General features: G+C 54.8%; 14 protein-coding genes. 7 read left to right on the top strand and 7 right to left on the bottom strand.

The window, feature by feature from the left end:
• The first annotated feature begins 4 nt into the window (after nucleotides 1-4).
• The gene (locus tag R6W86_RS15795) at nucleotides 5-763 is read left to right on the top strand and encodes a pseudouridine synthase (RefSeq protein WP_410330320.1); all 759 of its coding nucleotides are present in this window, start codon (nucleotides 5-7) and stop codon (nucleotides 761-763) included.
• Here the strand turns inward: R6W86_RS15795 and R6W86_RS15790 are convergent.
• Nucleotides 730-2,217: an amidase gene (locus R6W86_RS15790; protein WP_410330319.1), complete on the bottom strand. Its 1,488-nt coding sequence runs from the start codon at nucleotides 2,215-2,217 to the stop codon at nucleotides 730-732. The genes R6W86_RS15795 and R6W86_RS15790 overlap by 34 nt on opposite strands.
• Before the next feature lie 143 nt (nucleotides 2,218-2,360).
• Here R6W86_RS15790 and R6W86_RS15785 point away from each other — a divergent pair, with 143 nt between their 5' ends.
• Complete coding sequence (locus R6W86_RS15785) at nucleotides 2,361-2,969, top strand: methyltransferase family protein (protein ID WP_410330318.1); 609 nt, start codon at nucleotides 2,361-2,363, stop codon at nucleotides 2,967-2,969.
• A gap of 3 nt (nucleotides 2,970-2,972) precedes the next feature.
• On the opposite strand, the gene djlA is transcribed toward R6W86_RS15785, so the two are convergent.
• Together djlA and R6W86_RS15775 are read right to left on the bottom strand one after the other, a co-directional pair.
• On the bottom strand, nucleotides 2,973-3,752 hold the full coding sequence (gene djlA / locus R6W86_RS15780; protein WP_410330317.1) for a co-chaperone DjlA: 780 nt from the start codon (nucleotides 3,750-3,752) through the stop codon (nucleotides 2,973-2,975).
• A 50-nt stretch (nucleotides 3,753-3,802) separates the two neighbouring features.
• The gene (locus tag R6W86_RS15775; RefSeq protein ID WP_410330316.1) at nucleotides 3,803-3,952 is read right to left on the bottom strand and encodes a hypothetical protein; all 150 of its coding nucleotides are present in this window, start codon (nucleotides 3,950-3,952) and stop codon (nucleotides 3,803-3,805) included.
• 38 nt (nucleotides 3,953-3,990) lie between these two features.
• Here R6W86_RS15775 and R6W86_RS15770 point away from each other — a divergent pair, with 38 nt between their 5' ends.
• Together R6W86_RS15770 and alkB are read left to right on the top strand one after the other, a co-directional pair.
• Nucleotides 3,991-4,245 (top strand): hypothetical protein, encoded by a 255-nt coding sequence (locus R6W86_RS15770; RefSeq protein WP_410330315.1) that lies wholly within the window; start codon nucleotides 3,991-3,993, stop codon nucleotides 4,243-4,245.
• Between the two features lie 325 nt (nucleotides 4,246-4,570).
• Nucleotides 4,571-5,221, top strand: a complete 651-nt coding sequence (gene alkB, locus R6W86_RS15765) for a DNA oxidative demethylase AlkB (protein ID WP_410330314.1) — start codon at nucleotides 4,571-4,573, stop codon at nucleotides 5,219-5,221.
• Nucleotides 5,222-5,232: 11 nt separating this feature from the next.
• Here alkB and R6W86_RS15760 read toward each other — a convergent pair whose 3' ends face one another.
• Entirely contained in the window at nucleotides 5,233-6,513 is a 1,281-nt protein-coding gene (locus R6W86_RS15760) for an MgtC/SapB family protein (RefSeq protein WP_410330313.1), read from the bottom strand.
• A 177-nt stretch (nucleotides 6,514-6,690) separates the two neighbouring features.
• On the opposite strand from R6W86_RS15760, the gene R6W86_RS15755 reads away from it, so the two are divergent.
• The 3 genes from R6W86_RS15755 to R6W86_RS15745 all read left to right on the top strand — a co-directional run bounded on the left by R6W86_RS15755 (nucleotide 6,691) and on the right by R6W86_RS15745 (nucleotide 9,561).
• On the top strand, nucleotides 6,691-7,542 hold the full coding sequence (locus R6W86_RS15755; RefSeq protein ID WP_410330312.1) for a universal stress protein: 852 nt from the start codon (nucleotides 6,691-6,693) through the stop codon (nucleotides 7,540-7,542).
• Nucleotides 7,543-7,766: 224 nt separating this feature from the next.
• Nucleotides 7,767-8,879, top strand: coding sequence for a cyclopropane fatty acyl phospholipid synthase (cfa, locus tag R6W86_RS15750; RefSeq protein ID WP_410330311.1), 1,113 nt, complete (start codon nucleotides 7,767-7,769; stop codon nucleotides 8,877-8,879).
• A 361-nt stretch (nucleotides 8,880-9,240) separates the two neighbouring features.
• Entirely contained in the window at nucleotides 9,241-9,561 is a 321-nt protein-coding gene (locus R6W86_RS15745) for a metallophosphoesterase (RefSeq protein WP_410330310.1), read from the top strand.
• Between the two features lie 24 nt (nucleotides 9,562-9,585).
• Here the strand turns inward: R6W86_RS15745 and R6W86_RS15740 are convergent, their stop codons facing one another.
• The 3 genes from R6W86_RS15740 to R6W86_RS15730 form a co-directional block, all read right to left on the bottom strand.
• The gene (locus R6W86_RS15740; protein ID WP_410330309.1) at nucleotides 9,586-10,596 is read right to left on the bottom strand and encodes a hypothetical protein; all 1,011 of its coding nucleotides are present in this window, start codon (nucleotides 10,594-10,596) and stop codon (nucleotides 9,586-9,588) included.
• Nucleotides 10,597-11,661: 1,065 nt separating this feature from the next.
• Complete coding sequence (locus R6W86_RS15735; protein WP_410330308.1) at nucleotides 11,662-12,858, bottom strand: nucleotidyltransferase; 1,197 nt, start codon at nucleotides 12,856-12,858, stop codon at nucleotides 11,662-11,664.
• A partial coding sequence (locus R6W86_RS15730) for an SAVED domain-containing protein (RefSeq protein WP_410330307.1) occupies nucleotides 12,845-13,223 on the bottom strand: 379 nt, incomplete at its 5' end. The genes R6W86_RS15730 and R6W86_RS15735, both read right to left, overlap by 14 nt.

Raw genomic sequence — 13,223 nt, 5'->3', positions numbered from 1 at the left:
GGCCATGGCAAAAGACAATCCGCTCCTGGAACTCTACCGCGACGAGCAACTGCTGGTTGTTCACAAACCCGCAGGCCTTCTGGTGCACCGCAGTCCGATCGACAAACATGAAACCGAGTTTGCCCTGCAGTACGCCCGCTCGCTGAACGGGGGCGAGCATGTCTACCCGGTGCACCGTCTGGACCGGCCCACCTCGGGGGTTCTGGTCTTCGCCCGGGATCCGGAAACCGCCCGCCGCCTCGGACTGGCCATGATGGCAGGGGAAGTGAGCAAGACCTACCTTGCCATGGTTCGTGGCTGGCCGCCCGGCGAGGGAACGATTGATCACCCGCTGCGGGAGGAGCCGGAAGACCGGCGGCTGAAAGGGCAAGAACAGCCGGTTCGGGACGCCAGGACCCGGTACCGCACCCTGGCCACCACAGAGATACCGGTTGCCATCGAGAAATATCCGACCAGCCGCTACGCCATGGTCGAGCTGTATCCGGAAACCGGCCGCAAGCACCAGCTGCGCCGTCATATGAAGCACATCAGTCACCCCATCATTGGCGATGCCAATCACGGGCGCGGGCGTCATAACCGTTACTTTGCCGAGCGTTTCGGTGAGGGGCGGCTGATGCTGGCCGCCACCCGGATGGCCTTCTCCCACCCGGTGAGTGGCGAGAGCGTGGTCTTCGATGCTCCTCTGGAGCAGAATTTTCTGCAGGTGATGTCGATATTCCCTGGCTTCCGTTACCCGCCTGCCGAAGCGGTTTTTTCGGCCTGAACCTGCCGTACTTGCTGCCAAAGTCCAGGCCAGGGCTGCTCCGCCTCAAGGGCAAAGGCGAGGTTCAGCAAGGTGGCTTCCCCGCCGTGCTTGCCCATCAACTGGACCGACACCGGAAGGTGATCCTCTGTCAGCCCCGCCGGCAGCGAAATGGCTGGTGCACCGGTGGCATTGGCCAGAGGGGTAAAATTGACGTATCGGGTGAGCCGCTCGAACAGGGTTTCGAAGGGCACGTCGGGGCTCAGATGGCCCAGGGGCGGCGTGGTGTGGCCCAGTACCGGGGTCAGCACGGCATCATAGCCGTCCATGGCCCGGGCATAATCCCTCATTGAGCGCCTGAGGCGCCACAAGGCACCGGGCAAACGCCAGAAGTTACGTTTGAACATCGTCGCGAGGCCATTGGTGAGGCCATCCACCTTGCGCTTGTCGAATGCCGGATTGAGCAGCTTGTGGCCGTTGGCCCTCACACCAAAGGCGAGCAGGGCCCAGTACAGGGCAAAGTCGTCCGGAAAACTCTCCGGCACGGGGACAGCGACAGGCACGATCTGATGGCCCAGCCGTTCCAACTGCCGGGCCGTGTCCTCCACGGTTTTCCGGGTCACATCGTCGGTCCGGTGGCCATTGATCGAATCCAGCACCAGCCCAATGCGAAGCTTGTTGTCCGAAGCTCCCTCGATCCGTCCGACGGGAGGCAGTTTCGGGTTCCGAAACCAGTCTTCTGCCTCGGCCAGGAAATTTGCCGTGTCCCGTACCGACCGACTGACAATGCCATCGCTGATGATGTTGATGGGCAGGGAATGAACCGCATCGTTTTCCACCAGGCGGCCCCGGGTGGGTTTGAGCCCCACCAGGCCACAGCAGGCGGCGGGGATGCGGATCGAGCCACCACCGTCATTGGCGTGGGCGACCGGCACCACGCCGGCGGCCACCAGGGCGGATGATCCGCCCGAGGACCCGCCTGTGGAGTAGGCCAGATTCCAGGGGTTGCGGGTCGGTTCGGCGTGAGCGGGTTCTGTGGTGGCGTTGAAGCCGAACTCGGGCATCGAGCTCTTGCCCAGGCAGACGTAACCCTGCACCAGCATCTGTTGGGTAAAGGGGCTGGTGTCCGGTGCGGTGTTGTCCGGGATGGCCGCCGAGCCGTGTCGGGTGGGTAACCCGGCCACCTTGAGGTTGTCCTTGATGAAGGTGGGCACGCCCCGGAAGAACCCGGGGTTTCCGCCCGGCCGCTCATTGTCCAGACGCCTGGCCGCTGCCAGCGCCTGATCATAGTTTTCCGCTACCACGCCATGCAGCTGCGGCTCGACCATCCGCGCCCGCCGGATCGCCGCTTCCGCCACTTCGGCACTGGAGACTTCCCGGCGACGTAGCCGTTGCGCAAGCCCGGTGGCGTCGTCATGCCCCAAGGCGTCATCGGAAAAGGCGCGAACGGTCTCTGGCAGGTCTGGGCTGGACATCGGATGCGCTCCTTGAGAATTCTCCTGCAACTCTATCCCATTCCATAACGTGACGACATGTCATTTCAGGAAGTAAAAAGACACTTTTCATGAGTGGTTTCAGATAATAAGCTTGCAGGACAATTCTGCTGTAAGCGCACCTGATGGACCTTATCGAACCGCTGGTCAGGCATTTCCTGGGCATTTTTTTTCTGATGATCGGCCTGCAATTTTCCGGCCGGACGCTCGGGCTCTATGACCGGCTCAAATTTTCCCACATCAATTACGGTAAGCGCGGCTCCGCGCCCTGGTGGCACCGCCATGCTTTCAACCTGTTCCGTGCGGCCATTCTCGGCATTTGCGTGGTGCGGGTGTTTGCGGACATCGACCCTTGGCTCGGAGTATTTGGCCCGCTGTACCATTGGCCGGTGTTGCTGGTGGGCATGCTCTTGCTGCTGACATCCTTTGCTGGCGTGAATTACCTGCAGGCCTACATGCACGCAGACTGGCGCTCTGGCATTGAGGCCGGAAAAGGGCGCCAGAAGCTCATTACGGAAGGCCCGTTCGCCCGCAGCCGCAACCCGCTGTTCATGGCCATTATTGCCGGTCAGTTCGGCTTCTTTCTGGCGTTGCCCAGTGTGTTTTCCCTGGTTTGCCTGATAACCGGGGCCACCGTGATCGTGAGGCAGGCCCACGAGGAGGAGAAGGCGCTGGCGCGGCAGTTCGGTGATGCCTACGAGCAATACCGGAACCGGGTGCCGCGCTGGTTCTGAGGGTTAACCGGCTCTTTTGCGGGCGTCCTTGATCACGTCGTAGGCATGGCTGATCTCGCGGGTCCGCTCCTCGGCCATTTCCCGCATGCTCTCGGGCAATCCCTTGCCGGCGAGCTTGTCCGGATGGTTCTCACTCATCAGTTTGCGGTAGATCTTCTTGATTTCCTCGTCACTGGAAGAGGGTGATACGCCCAGTGCCTTGTAGGCATCGTCGAGTTGGTCGCTGGTGGAACGCTGCCCTGCGCCCGCCTGGCCGGCATGGGCGCCGCGCAGCATGGCTTCCAGCTGGTCTACCTGGCTTTCCGGCAGTCCCAGCCGGCGCGCTATGCGCAACAGCATCTGGTGCTCTTTCGGATGGACCACGCCGTCGGCGGCGACCGCGGACACCTGTACCTGGAGAAACATCTGCAGCAGGGCCGGCTGGCGGGCACTGAAGCGCATGAACCGGTCCAGCTCGGCATCCAGGTCAAAATCTTCTGCTTTGCCCCGGTTGAAGGCCTGTTTGGCGGCTTCCCGCTGCTTATGATTGAGCCGGAAACGCGCGAACATGGATTCCGCCATCTGGATCTCATCCCGGGTGACCACCCCATCAGCCTTGCAAAGCGCTCCCATCACCGCAAAAACCGATTCCAGGAATCCGCTCTGGATGTTCTGGAGTTTGCCGATCAGGCGGGCCTTGGCCCGGTTGAACAGAAACGCGCCGATGGCGGCCCCGATGAGGAATCCGGTGAATTTTCCGAATGCATAGCCAATCAGGCCGCCAATAATGATTGCAAACAGCATCAGGTTGTCCTTGGTCGAGCGAAAATACGACTTGAGAATATACGTGTTTTTCAGTTCCGATTCATGAACAGGCCTTCATCCACCTGATCGATCTGTTCCGGCCGAAGGTGTTGTTGGGCATACCGCAGGTACGTACCGGAGCGCACAAACAGCTCAAAGGTCTCACGATCGATGTGGCCGTTATCAACCATGCCGGACATGATAGTCAGTGCCTGGGTCAGCGTCTTGCCTTCCTTGTATGGCCATTCTGGTTCAGGGCCGTGGTAATGACTTCGCCGGCTTCGGTCCGGCCGGAAGAGTCCGCGAGCACCTGTCCCTGTTGGTTGACTATGGCAATCCGGGTTCCCGGTGTCTGGCGCAGCTTGTTCAGATGGGCACCCAGATCGGTGCCGGTGACATCGATACCGAAAACGGCCGATCCGGTCCCGGAATCGAAGCCGATGCTGCGGCGAGAGAGCGTAACCCGGTTTCCTGTGTGGTGAAAAACACATAGGGGGCCGACAGTTCTGTTTTGGGGGAGTCCACTGCCGCCTCGAACCGGTGGCGGGTTCTCGGGTCAAAGGTATAGTCGGGCACCAGTCGTCGATTGATCAGTTGCATCCCGCCATCGTAAGAATGCCATTCGCCGGTAACAGTGTCGGCCTCCCGTGTAACGGTCTGCAGCAAATATTCGGTCTCCTCTGGCGCTTCGGGAAACTGAAGGTTTCGGAGCTGCGGACCTTGCGCAGCAAGATCGTTCATCCTTATTTGAAAACCCGGTTAAAAGGGTAGACTGTTTAGTCGGAACTTTCCGGTTTTTCCATACAAAGTCGTAAGTTATGACCTTTGATCTGTTTGAAGGCGAGGGTGTCGAGCCTCGCCGGGAAACCATCGCCGAAGGCGCTGTGGTGCTCAGGGGATTCGCAAGTGAGGCGGGGTCGGGGTTAATGGCCGCCATTGACCTCGTCGCCTCACGGTCGCCGTTCCGGCACATGGAAACGCCGGGTGGGCATACCATGTCGGCGGCGATGACCTGTTGCGGTGAGCTTGGTTGGGTCACCGATAGGCGGGGTTATCGCTACGAGGCCCGGGATCCGGTCACCGGGCAAGCCTGGCCCCGGATGCCGGAGCTGTTTCTGGATCTGGCAGCAAAGGCCGCTGCGGGAGCAGGCTTCGACGACTTCGTCCCGGATGCTTGCCTGATTAACCGATACCAGCCGGGCGCAAAAATGGGTTTGCATCAGGATCGGGATGAGCGGGATTTCAATCAGCCCATCGTGTCGGTGTCGTTGGGGCTGTCCATTGTCTTCCAGTTCGGCGGGCCACGCCGCAATGACCGGCCGGTGAGAGTGCCCCTCGGCCATGGCGATGTAGTGGTCTGGGGTGGACCGGTCCGGCGCCATTACCATGGGGTCCTGACTCTGAAGGCCGGTGATCATCCTCTGACCGGTGGCTACCGGTACAACCTTACGTTCCGCAAGGCCGGTTAGCCCCTGCAAGGTTATTGAAACCACGCAACCGCAAGACCCGCCACCAGAGAAATCACCATAGGACCAGCAACAAGCAGTCCCAGCCGCCGGTTACCGATGCCCCAGGCCATGCCCGATTTGACCAGGTTGTTGACTGCAGCGGCCAGGACGATACCGACAACCGCAGTGCCCATCGCCAGGGAGTCGTTGGACATACGGGTGAGCGAGAGGGTGATGGCATCGACATCGGCGACACCGGAGCTGGCCGCCAGCAGATAAATACCGGCATCGCCCAGCCAGTTTTTCAGGAATTCACCGAGCAGGAGAATGGCGGTCAGCAGCAGCCCGAACACCAGGGCCGAGGTCAGGTCCAGCGGATTCTGGTTCAGGGTCGGTTGGGAGATTTCCAGTTTTCCCGTATTGTTGCGCCAGATGAAAAGGGCCGGACCATAGAGCAGTGCTGTCATGATCACAACCGGCCAGATCAGCAGCGGCAGCAGGTCGCGGTTGATGACAAAGCAGTACACCAGGATACGGGGAAACATGGTGCCGCAGGCAATCAGGATGCCGGTGGCGAATTGCGGACTCAGTTCCGGATTGCGGGCTGACTGCCGGGCGAAATGCAGGGTAAGTGCGGTGGAAGAACTGAGCCCGGCAAACAGGCTGGTAAAGAGAATGCCCCGGCTAGTGCCTGCCACCCTGATTGCGAAATAGCCGACAAAGGAGATGGAGGCAATCATTACCACCATCCACCAGATTTCACGGGGATTAAGCACCCCTCCGGGCCCCATGGCTTCGTTCGGAAGCAGAGGCAGCATCACGACGGAGATCAGCAGCAGTTTCAGGGCTGCATCCAGTTCGTGGGCCTTGAGTTTGTTGACCCAGCCGTGAATCTCTTCCTTGTTGTCCAGAATGATGGCAGTCACCACGGCCGCTGCCGTCGCCATGACCGGATCCACGACCACCGCGATGGTGCCAAAACAGAATGTCAGCATCATGCCGACCATGCCGGTGATACTGAAGTTGCGGATATGCGCCAGACGCTCGCTGTAGGCAACGATGCCCATGGCAACGACACACACCAGCAGGACCGGGAAGGCCCATTCAGTAATCTCCCGCGCCAGTACACCGGAGATGCCGCCAAGCAAGCCGATGAGCGCAAAGGTCCGGATTCCGGCAATGCGTTCTCCGGCCTTCTGTTCCCGGGCATCCCAGCCCCGTTCCAGACCAATAATGGCGCCGAGCAGCAGGGCCACGGCCAGGTTGAGTATGGTTTGGTTGGACGTGATGAACTGGCTTGCTACATCATCCATGTGTCAAAGAGAACTCCAGACTTTGCATTTGATCGGCACTTTGATCCAATCTGTCCCGACAAGTGGATTTTACGAGTTTTACTTTAATGGCAGGTGTTTGCAAACCTTGAGTGCGCTTTTGTTGACCGCTTGCCCTACATTAATAATGACCATGATCATTTGGATGACGAGGTAAAGATGTTGAACGTTGTTGCCTGTATCGATGGCTCCTGCGCGGCTCCGGCTGTCTGCGATTACGCGGCTTGGGCGGGTCGGCACATGGAAGCGCCCCTGCTGCTCCTGCACGTTCTGGATCAGGAACGTTATCCGGCTGAGCCGGACCTTGCCGGTAGCATCGGTCTCGGTAGCCGGGAGCACCTGCTGGACGAGCTGGCAGAACTGGATCGCAAACGGGCAAAGCTTGCTTTGGAACACGGTCATCACCTTCTGGATGAGGCGGAGCAGCGAGTCAAACAGGCCGGCATCACCGACGTGACCAAGCGCCAACGCCATGACGAGCTGACCGAATCCTTGCTGGCACTGGAGAGCCAGACCCGGTTGCTGGTCATGGGGCTGCATGGTGAGAGCAGTTCAGACCGGGACATTCATATCGGCAGCCAACTGGAGACCGTAATTCGAAGCGTCCACCGGCCGATTCTGCTGGTGCCGGATGAATACGTCGAGCCGAAGAGTGCCATGCTGGCGTTCGATGGCAGTGCGACTGCCTTCAAGGGTGTCGAACTGCTGGCGGGCAGCCCGGTACTGAAGGGTATGCCGCTGCACCTGGTGATGATTGGCCCTGATACCAGCGACCGGTGGGAGCAGCTGAAAAAGGCGGAAACCATGCTCGCCGGACTAGAGAGCGAGATTACCCTTGCGATCCGTGCCGGCGATGTTGAACCGGCCTTGCATCAATACCAGGAAGAGCACGATATCGATATCCTGGTGATGGGGGCTTACGGCCACTCCCGCATTCGCCAGTTCCTGGTGGGCAGTACCACCACAACCATGCTCAAGATGGCAAAGAAGCCCCTGGTTATCCTGCGCTGATCTCATACCTTGATCTTTCTCTGCCGGGGCAGGGTAGCCCCGGCTATTGTTCTGATTAAAAAATTCAAACCCCGCCTTCCCGATTTTTGACTAAGGTTACTGTTAAGGGAGCTTTCTTTTTCACGGCAACCGTGTAGTCACGTTTGTTCTGGATCTGAAAAGGAGGGGTGGTTTTGCCTCAAGTTGCGTCGAACCAGCGTCTGACCAATCTTCGGGAACGGAGAATGCCCGCGTCCGAGCGGTATATGGCGGAACTGCTGACCGAGGCAGGTATACGCCTCGATAGTCAGTCTCCGTGGGATATGCGGCTGAATGCGCCCGGCGTCGCCGACCGGGTGTTTGCCCGGGGCAACCTGGGGCTTGGTGAAAGTTACATGGATGGCGACTGGGACTGTGAACGGCTCGACGAATTCTTTCATCGGCTGCTCCGGGCGCGCCTGCACCACAAGGTGCGGCCTTCGCGGGTTATGTTTCATGCCCTCAAGGCGAAATTGCTCAACCGCCAGGATCCACGGCGGTCCTGGCAGGTGGGGGAGCAGCACTACGATCTGGGCAATGAGTTCTATGGCTCCATGCTCGACTCCCGAATGACCTACACCTGTGGTTACTGGAAAAACGCCAGGAACCTGGAGCAGGCGCAGGAAGCAAAGCTCGACCTGATCTGCCAGAAGCTCAGACTGGAGCCGGGAATGCGGGTGCTGGATATCGGCTGCGGATGGGGCAGCTTCATGAGCTACGCCGCCGAGCACTATGGGGTGGAGTGTGTCGGGGTGACCATCTCGAAGGAGCAGACCGCCTGGGCCCGTGACCGTTATCCGGACCTGCCGCTGGAGTTTCGCCTACAGGATTACCGGGAAGTGAACGAGAAGTTCGACCGGGTGGTCAGTATCGGTATGTTCGAACATGTCGGTCGCAAGAACTACCGCACGTACATGGAAGTAGCCCATCGCTGCCTGAAGGACGACGGCCTGTTCCTGCTGCATACCATTGGCAGCAATAGCCGGTCCGGGGGCTCGGATCCCTGGATCGACAAGTACATCTTCCCCAACGGGGAGCTGCCTTCGCTGAGCCACGTCAGCAACGCGGTCGACAATCTGTTTGTGGTGGAAGACCTGCACAACTTCGGCGCCGACTATGACCGGACATTGATGGCCTGGTACGGCAACTTCAAAGCCGCCTGGCCACAGTTCCGGGACCAGCTGGGCACGCGCTTCTACCGGATGTGGGAGTATTACCTGCTGTCCTGTGCCGGGGCCTTCCGTTCCCGGGATATCCAGCTGTGGCAGTGGGTGTTGTCGAAAAACGGCCTGGAAGGTGGTTATCGTCGGGTCAGCTGATGACCGGCCCTCTGGCCTCGAATAATTCCTTTCTGGACAAAGTGCGGCTCTAAGCCGCGCCGTTGTCGATTCAAAACTTCCAATAATTCGTAATTCGGAATTAGACATTTCAAAAATAATTGTTATACATCAGTAAGTGTCAGAAAAACAAAGAAATATGTTCAGCCCTAAACCAAATGCCCTCTTGCATTGACTCCAAACGACTTTTTTCCGGAATTTTACTTCCTTTCCAGTTTCTTTTAATTCGTGGACCTAATTTCGGACACGTTAAGTATTTGAAAATAAACAATAATAGTTTTAGGACTTCTTGGGCTGGTGGTAATTTGACCAAGTCGGTCGGGTTTTTCTGGAGGGTGAATAAGTGCGCATAGTATGTATTTCTGATACCCACAGCATGCACGAAGATATCGAGCACATACCCGACGGTGACATTCTTGTTCACGCTGGCGATTGTCTTGCGCGAGGGGCTCTTTTTGAAATTGAGGATTTCAATTATTGGCTTGGCGAACTACCTTATTCGAACAAAATTCTGGTGGCAGGAAACCACGATTGGTGCTTTCAGAATCATAATGATCGTGCAAAAAAGCTGGTTACGAACGCGATTTATCTAGCTTCTCGGCGTATGATTCCATTGGTTACTGAGAGGGGCATTTTAGACAGACAAAAAATACCGCACTTTTAATAGCCGAATTCTTAAACTCTTGGCCTAAACCCATATTGACTGACTATATATATCGTCGAAATCTCTCACGTGAACCGGCTCCACCCCGACACCTTTTAGGAAATATTGTTTCCCATCGCTGTTTTTATTCCCTGAATAGACGTACCAAGCTTTCTTCTTTCGTTCGGGAAATTTTTTAAAGTATAGAGCCCGTTCTATCAATAACCAGCGTAAAAAAACTTCGTTCTCTTCCAAGCTAAGACCAAAGATTAGCAAAGGACGGGTAAATATGATGTTTAGCCATGACCTTGCGCCATACCAACGCTCCACGTCAATACCGGAGAAAAGCGCTTCTCCACCTTGGTGCAACCACCCTCGCGCCCGTTGCACTGAGCCCATATACTGGGAAAGCCCCAGCCGAACGCTCCTATGATAATGCTGCGTCCCGTTAACATGCCAAACACCAAAACCGTCGCCAGGTTTGTTGATCTGGTTTACGCCAAAGTAATTTTCCCATGGATAAAAATCAGTGAATCCGCCTTTTTTTGTCCTGTAGAGCGAACATCCTCCGGCATCGGATAGCGTAGATTCGAAGTTCGTAGTCAGGATCGGTGCATTTGCAGATTTTGCCCAATTAACAATATGACGATGGTGATCGTAAGGCTTCCACTCTTCCATCAGTTCGCAAAATTCTTTCTGCAAGGATCTTCGGCTATCGTCACTGGTCGCTTTAAGGTCCAGAACATCATAGAACTCTGTAAGCGAGATCCCTTTTGGTACTTCGGTTAACTCAGAAGGCAAGTGTTCCTTCGCAAGCCTAACCAAAAGATCAATCCAAGAGTTAGTGTTTCGAGCCTGGCCATACAAGTTAACTCCGTTGCCTACGACAAGCGCAATCGACTTCTGATTTTCCTTGAGCAGCGACTTCATTTTCATTGTTGAATACTTAAGTATCGATAAATTGATGAGGTATATAATGCCAAGCCTAGTTGATAATAGATATGTAAACACCCCTGTTTTTATTGAACCTGTGATTAGAGTAAAGTTCTCCGGCATCAAGAATCAGAAAAATGATTGCAGCCATAACTCGCATTGATCGCTACTCATTGAATCATCAAGCGAGCCTTCTTCAGATGGGATCACTGCATGCTGTAGATCGATTCTTTGTGCAAATCCGGCGAGCTGTCAGTTGTTTCGAGCGACCATTTGGCTCCGAAACAAGTGGTCGGCGGGTCTGGTACGGTTACTCACCTTACAATCCGGACAGATACAGCCAACTTGGAGACATCTATCGGGTTTACTACAACTACTGCAAAACAAACGATAAGGGCGAAACCCCAGCAATGCGTTTAGGTCTGACTAAAGGCCCGGTAGACCTTGAGAAAATCATTCACTTTGCAAAATATCCTAAACCCTAACTTTACGTGCTCGTAATCGAGACACACCTTTCCCTTGCCGTTTTTTCTTCAATGGGACTGTGAAATGTGACAAGTGGCGTTTAAACCATCGCCTTCGATCCAATGTTCTCCATTGGTTGATGAAGAATCGGTAGTCGCATTTTCCAAGCCTCGAACCACAATTGCAGGGGCAAGGAAGCTTGTTAGCAGCCCTCTTTCGCATACTTAATGCTTTGAGTGCCAGTAGTACGGATGCCTTATCGTGGACTTTGAAAATCTCCTGATAGTCTTCAACCAGGCCTTTTTCTCCATGCGAAAGGTCTCCGTAGGGAAAGGAGTCAAATATAATCTTGTGGCTTACCGCATAGAGGAAAGGAGTCAGAATTCGATCAGAAAATGCCAGCAAATCCGGACTTTCAGAGAGAATTGACTTAACTTTTATTTCCGAGCCAAGGCAAAACGAACCATCATGATTGATGTGGTGGTCACAGGTTTCAGGTATCTGACCTCGGGTTTCCGAAACCCTGGGTACTTCTCGTGGAAATTTCCGACTTACGCTTACCCTCAAAGAAAAAGTTTTCTCGATCTCCCGAGCACCGTTCATACTTGCATGAATGCGATACTCGCCCTCTATGATTAGTGAATCATTGCAGAATGCACCAATACGCATACAAGGATTGTGAGATAGAAAATCCTCCAGCTTAATTTCATCCCACCACATCGTTTACGATTCACACCAAGGTTTTGGGTTCTCATTAGCCTCGATCCTAGTGGCTGGAGAAATGATCGCAGGGGATAGACCGAGGGACCGCTCAACCTGACGTTTATCCAGATTAATTTCGAGCCCCTTAGTGGCAGCCTCGACGATGTTTTGGCTGTTGCTCTTGGCCAGAATAGTCTTGAAATCGGCTCTTGCCTGACGGAGCCATGCATGGAAATGTTCTCGAAGATGTAGCTGCTTATGCTCTTCTGAATCCCATTTGTCACCAAAGTCTTCATCTGGATTGACCGGGTTTGGAACATAAGGTGCGGTTTGATTAACGAAATCTCCCATGCGGTTCAGAATGTTCTCAAGAGCCGATTCGAGACTACTTTCGCCATTGTAAGCCCGTGCTGCGAGCGTCGTGATGATTACTGAAATCGGCTTGGAGTCTTCGTTTCCACCCTTAAACATTGTGTCACGGTGGCGTTTGAGAAGCTGGATCACACTCTGGAGTGGCGTTTTCCATCTGTAGTAGGGAAGCTCGTCAATGCTGGCCCTAGTATTGATTTCACGTTCGTTGAGGATAGACTGTGCAGTCCTCATCCGTGACTCGAACCATTTGGCAAAACCCTCCGGGTTGCTTATTCGCCAATTGCTGGTTATTTCTTTGTATTCGGGATCGGTATTATCAGTGATGGAAACAGCCAGTTTCGAAACGCTGTCAGCAAGATCTTCATCAAAATGTGATGCCTCTATCATGCGCTTCCGAAGCAGGCTTCTTTGACTGTCCTTCTCGGGAATACATGGCACGATGTCCATGTGGAAGCTCATGCCATCAGCATACTCAAGTCGCCAACAACGTCTCTTTTCAGCGAGTTCTTCTTTAATCCCTCTTGACGTCCTGTAAAGCTCCAATTCTTTTCCGACTTGGTTCTTTAGGCCCTCCTGGCTTATTCGATCTTTACCCAATCCTTCTTTTAATTTGCACCCCATGTCCAAGTCATATTCCTCACTTTGACTGGGTTTAATTGCAGTACCCAGTCGAAAAGATCCTTGGGCATAGACATGAGGATCGTATTCCGTGCAACTTGATTCAGGTCTCTGTAGCCAATCGCCCAAGTCTTTATAGCGCCTATCAGCTTTTTCATACGCTCCTTCAGGAAGCTCAACTTCTTCCAGAATCTTGACGAGTACAGCGTTGTCTTCATATCTGTTCATGCAAATCACCCTCAATTCTTATCGATTCAACAAAATTTTGTGTGCATATGTCATGGTCAAAAATTACCCATGGCATGTCCGCTTTAGGCATCCGAACACGGCCAAGTTCTACTGAGCAGGAAACTGGCATCGCTGGGAAAATATGTAATGGGGCGTCCTTCCCATGGTGTTTTTTGATATCAATCATCAACTTCCTCATCTCCTTCATGAATAGATAAAGCTGATGCTTCGACTCCATAAAGTTATTGTGTGGGTCGGCCAGTGTGACCTTCCAAACTGCCGCTTTATCACCAAGCACTCTGTGGATTCGGTCGTTTGAAATATGATCACTAAGTGCAAGCACCAAAGTAGCGAGACCCTCAAAA

Origin of the sequence: Marinobacter sp., assembly GCF_046484525.1 — a bacterium.
Taxonomy (GTDB): domain Bacteria; phylum Pseudomonadota; class Gammaproteobacteria; order Pseudomonadales; family Oleiphilaceae; genus Marinobacter.
Note: the sequence above shows the minus strand (reverse complement) of the source record. Positions and strands in the feature narration are given on the sequence as shown.

Excerpts from the sequence above, each read along its gene's own strand:
- R6W86_RS15795 (WP_410330320.1), top strand. The coding sequence starts at position 5 with ATGGCAAAAGACAATCCGCTCCTGGAACTCTACCGCGACGAGCAACTG.
- R6W86_RS15790 (WP_410330319.1), bottom strand. The coding sequence starts at position 2,217 with ATGTCCAGCCCAGACCTGCCAGAGACCGTTCGCGCCTTTTCCGATGAC.
- R6W86_RS15785 (WP_410330318.1), top strand. The coding sequence starts at position 2,361 with ATGGACCTTATCGAACCGCTGGTCAGGCATTTCCTGGGCATTTTTTTT.
- djlA (WP_410330317.1), bottom strand. The coding sequence starts at position 3,752 with ATGCTGTTTGCAATCATTATTGGCGGCCTGATTGGCTATGCATTCGGA.
- R6W86_RS15775 (WP_410330316.1), bottom strand. The coding sequence starts at position 3,952 with ATGTCCGGCATGGTTGATAACGGCCACATCGATCGTGAGACCTTTGAG.
- R6W86_RS15770 (WP_410330315.1), top strand. The coding sequence starts at position 3,991 with ATGGCCATTCTGGTTCAGGGCCGTGGTAATGACTTCGCCGGCTTCGGT.
- alkB (WP_410330314.1), top strand. The coding sequence starts at position 4,571 with ATGACCTTTGATCTGTTTGAAGGCGAGGGTGTCGAGCCTCGCCGGGAA.
- R6W86_RS15760 (WP_410330313.1), bottom strand. The coding sequence starts at position 6,513 with ATGGATGATGTAGCAAGCCAGTTCATCACGTCCAACCAAACCATACTC.
- R6W86_RS15755 (WP_410330312.1), top strand. The coding sequence starts at position 6,691 with ATGTTGAACGTTGTTGCCTGTATCGATGGCTCCTGCGCGGCTCCGGCT.
- cfa (WP_410330311.1), top strand. The coding sequence starts at position 7,767 with ATGCCCGCGTCCGAGCGGTATATGGCGGAACTGCTGACCGAGGCAGGT.
- R6W86_RS15740 (WP_410330309.1), bottom strand. The coding sequence starts at position 10,596 with ATGCCGGAGAACTTTACTCTAATCACAGGTTCAATAAAAACAGGGGTG.
- R6W86_RS15735 (WP_410330308.1), bottom strand. The coding sequence starts at position 12,858 with ATGAACAGATATGAAGACAACGCTGTACTCGTCAAGATTCTGGAAGAA.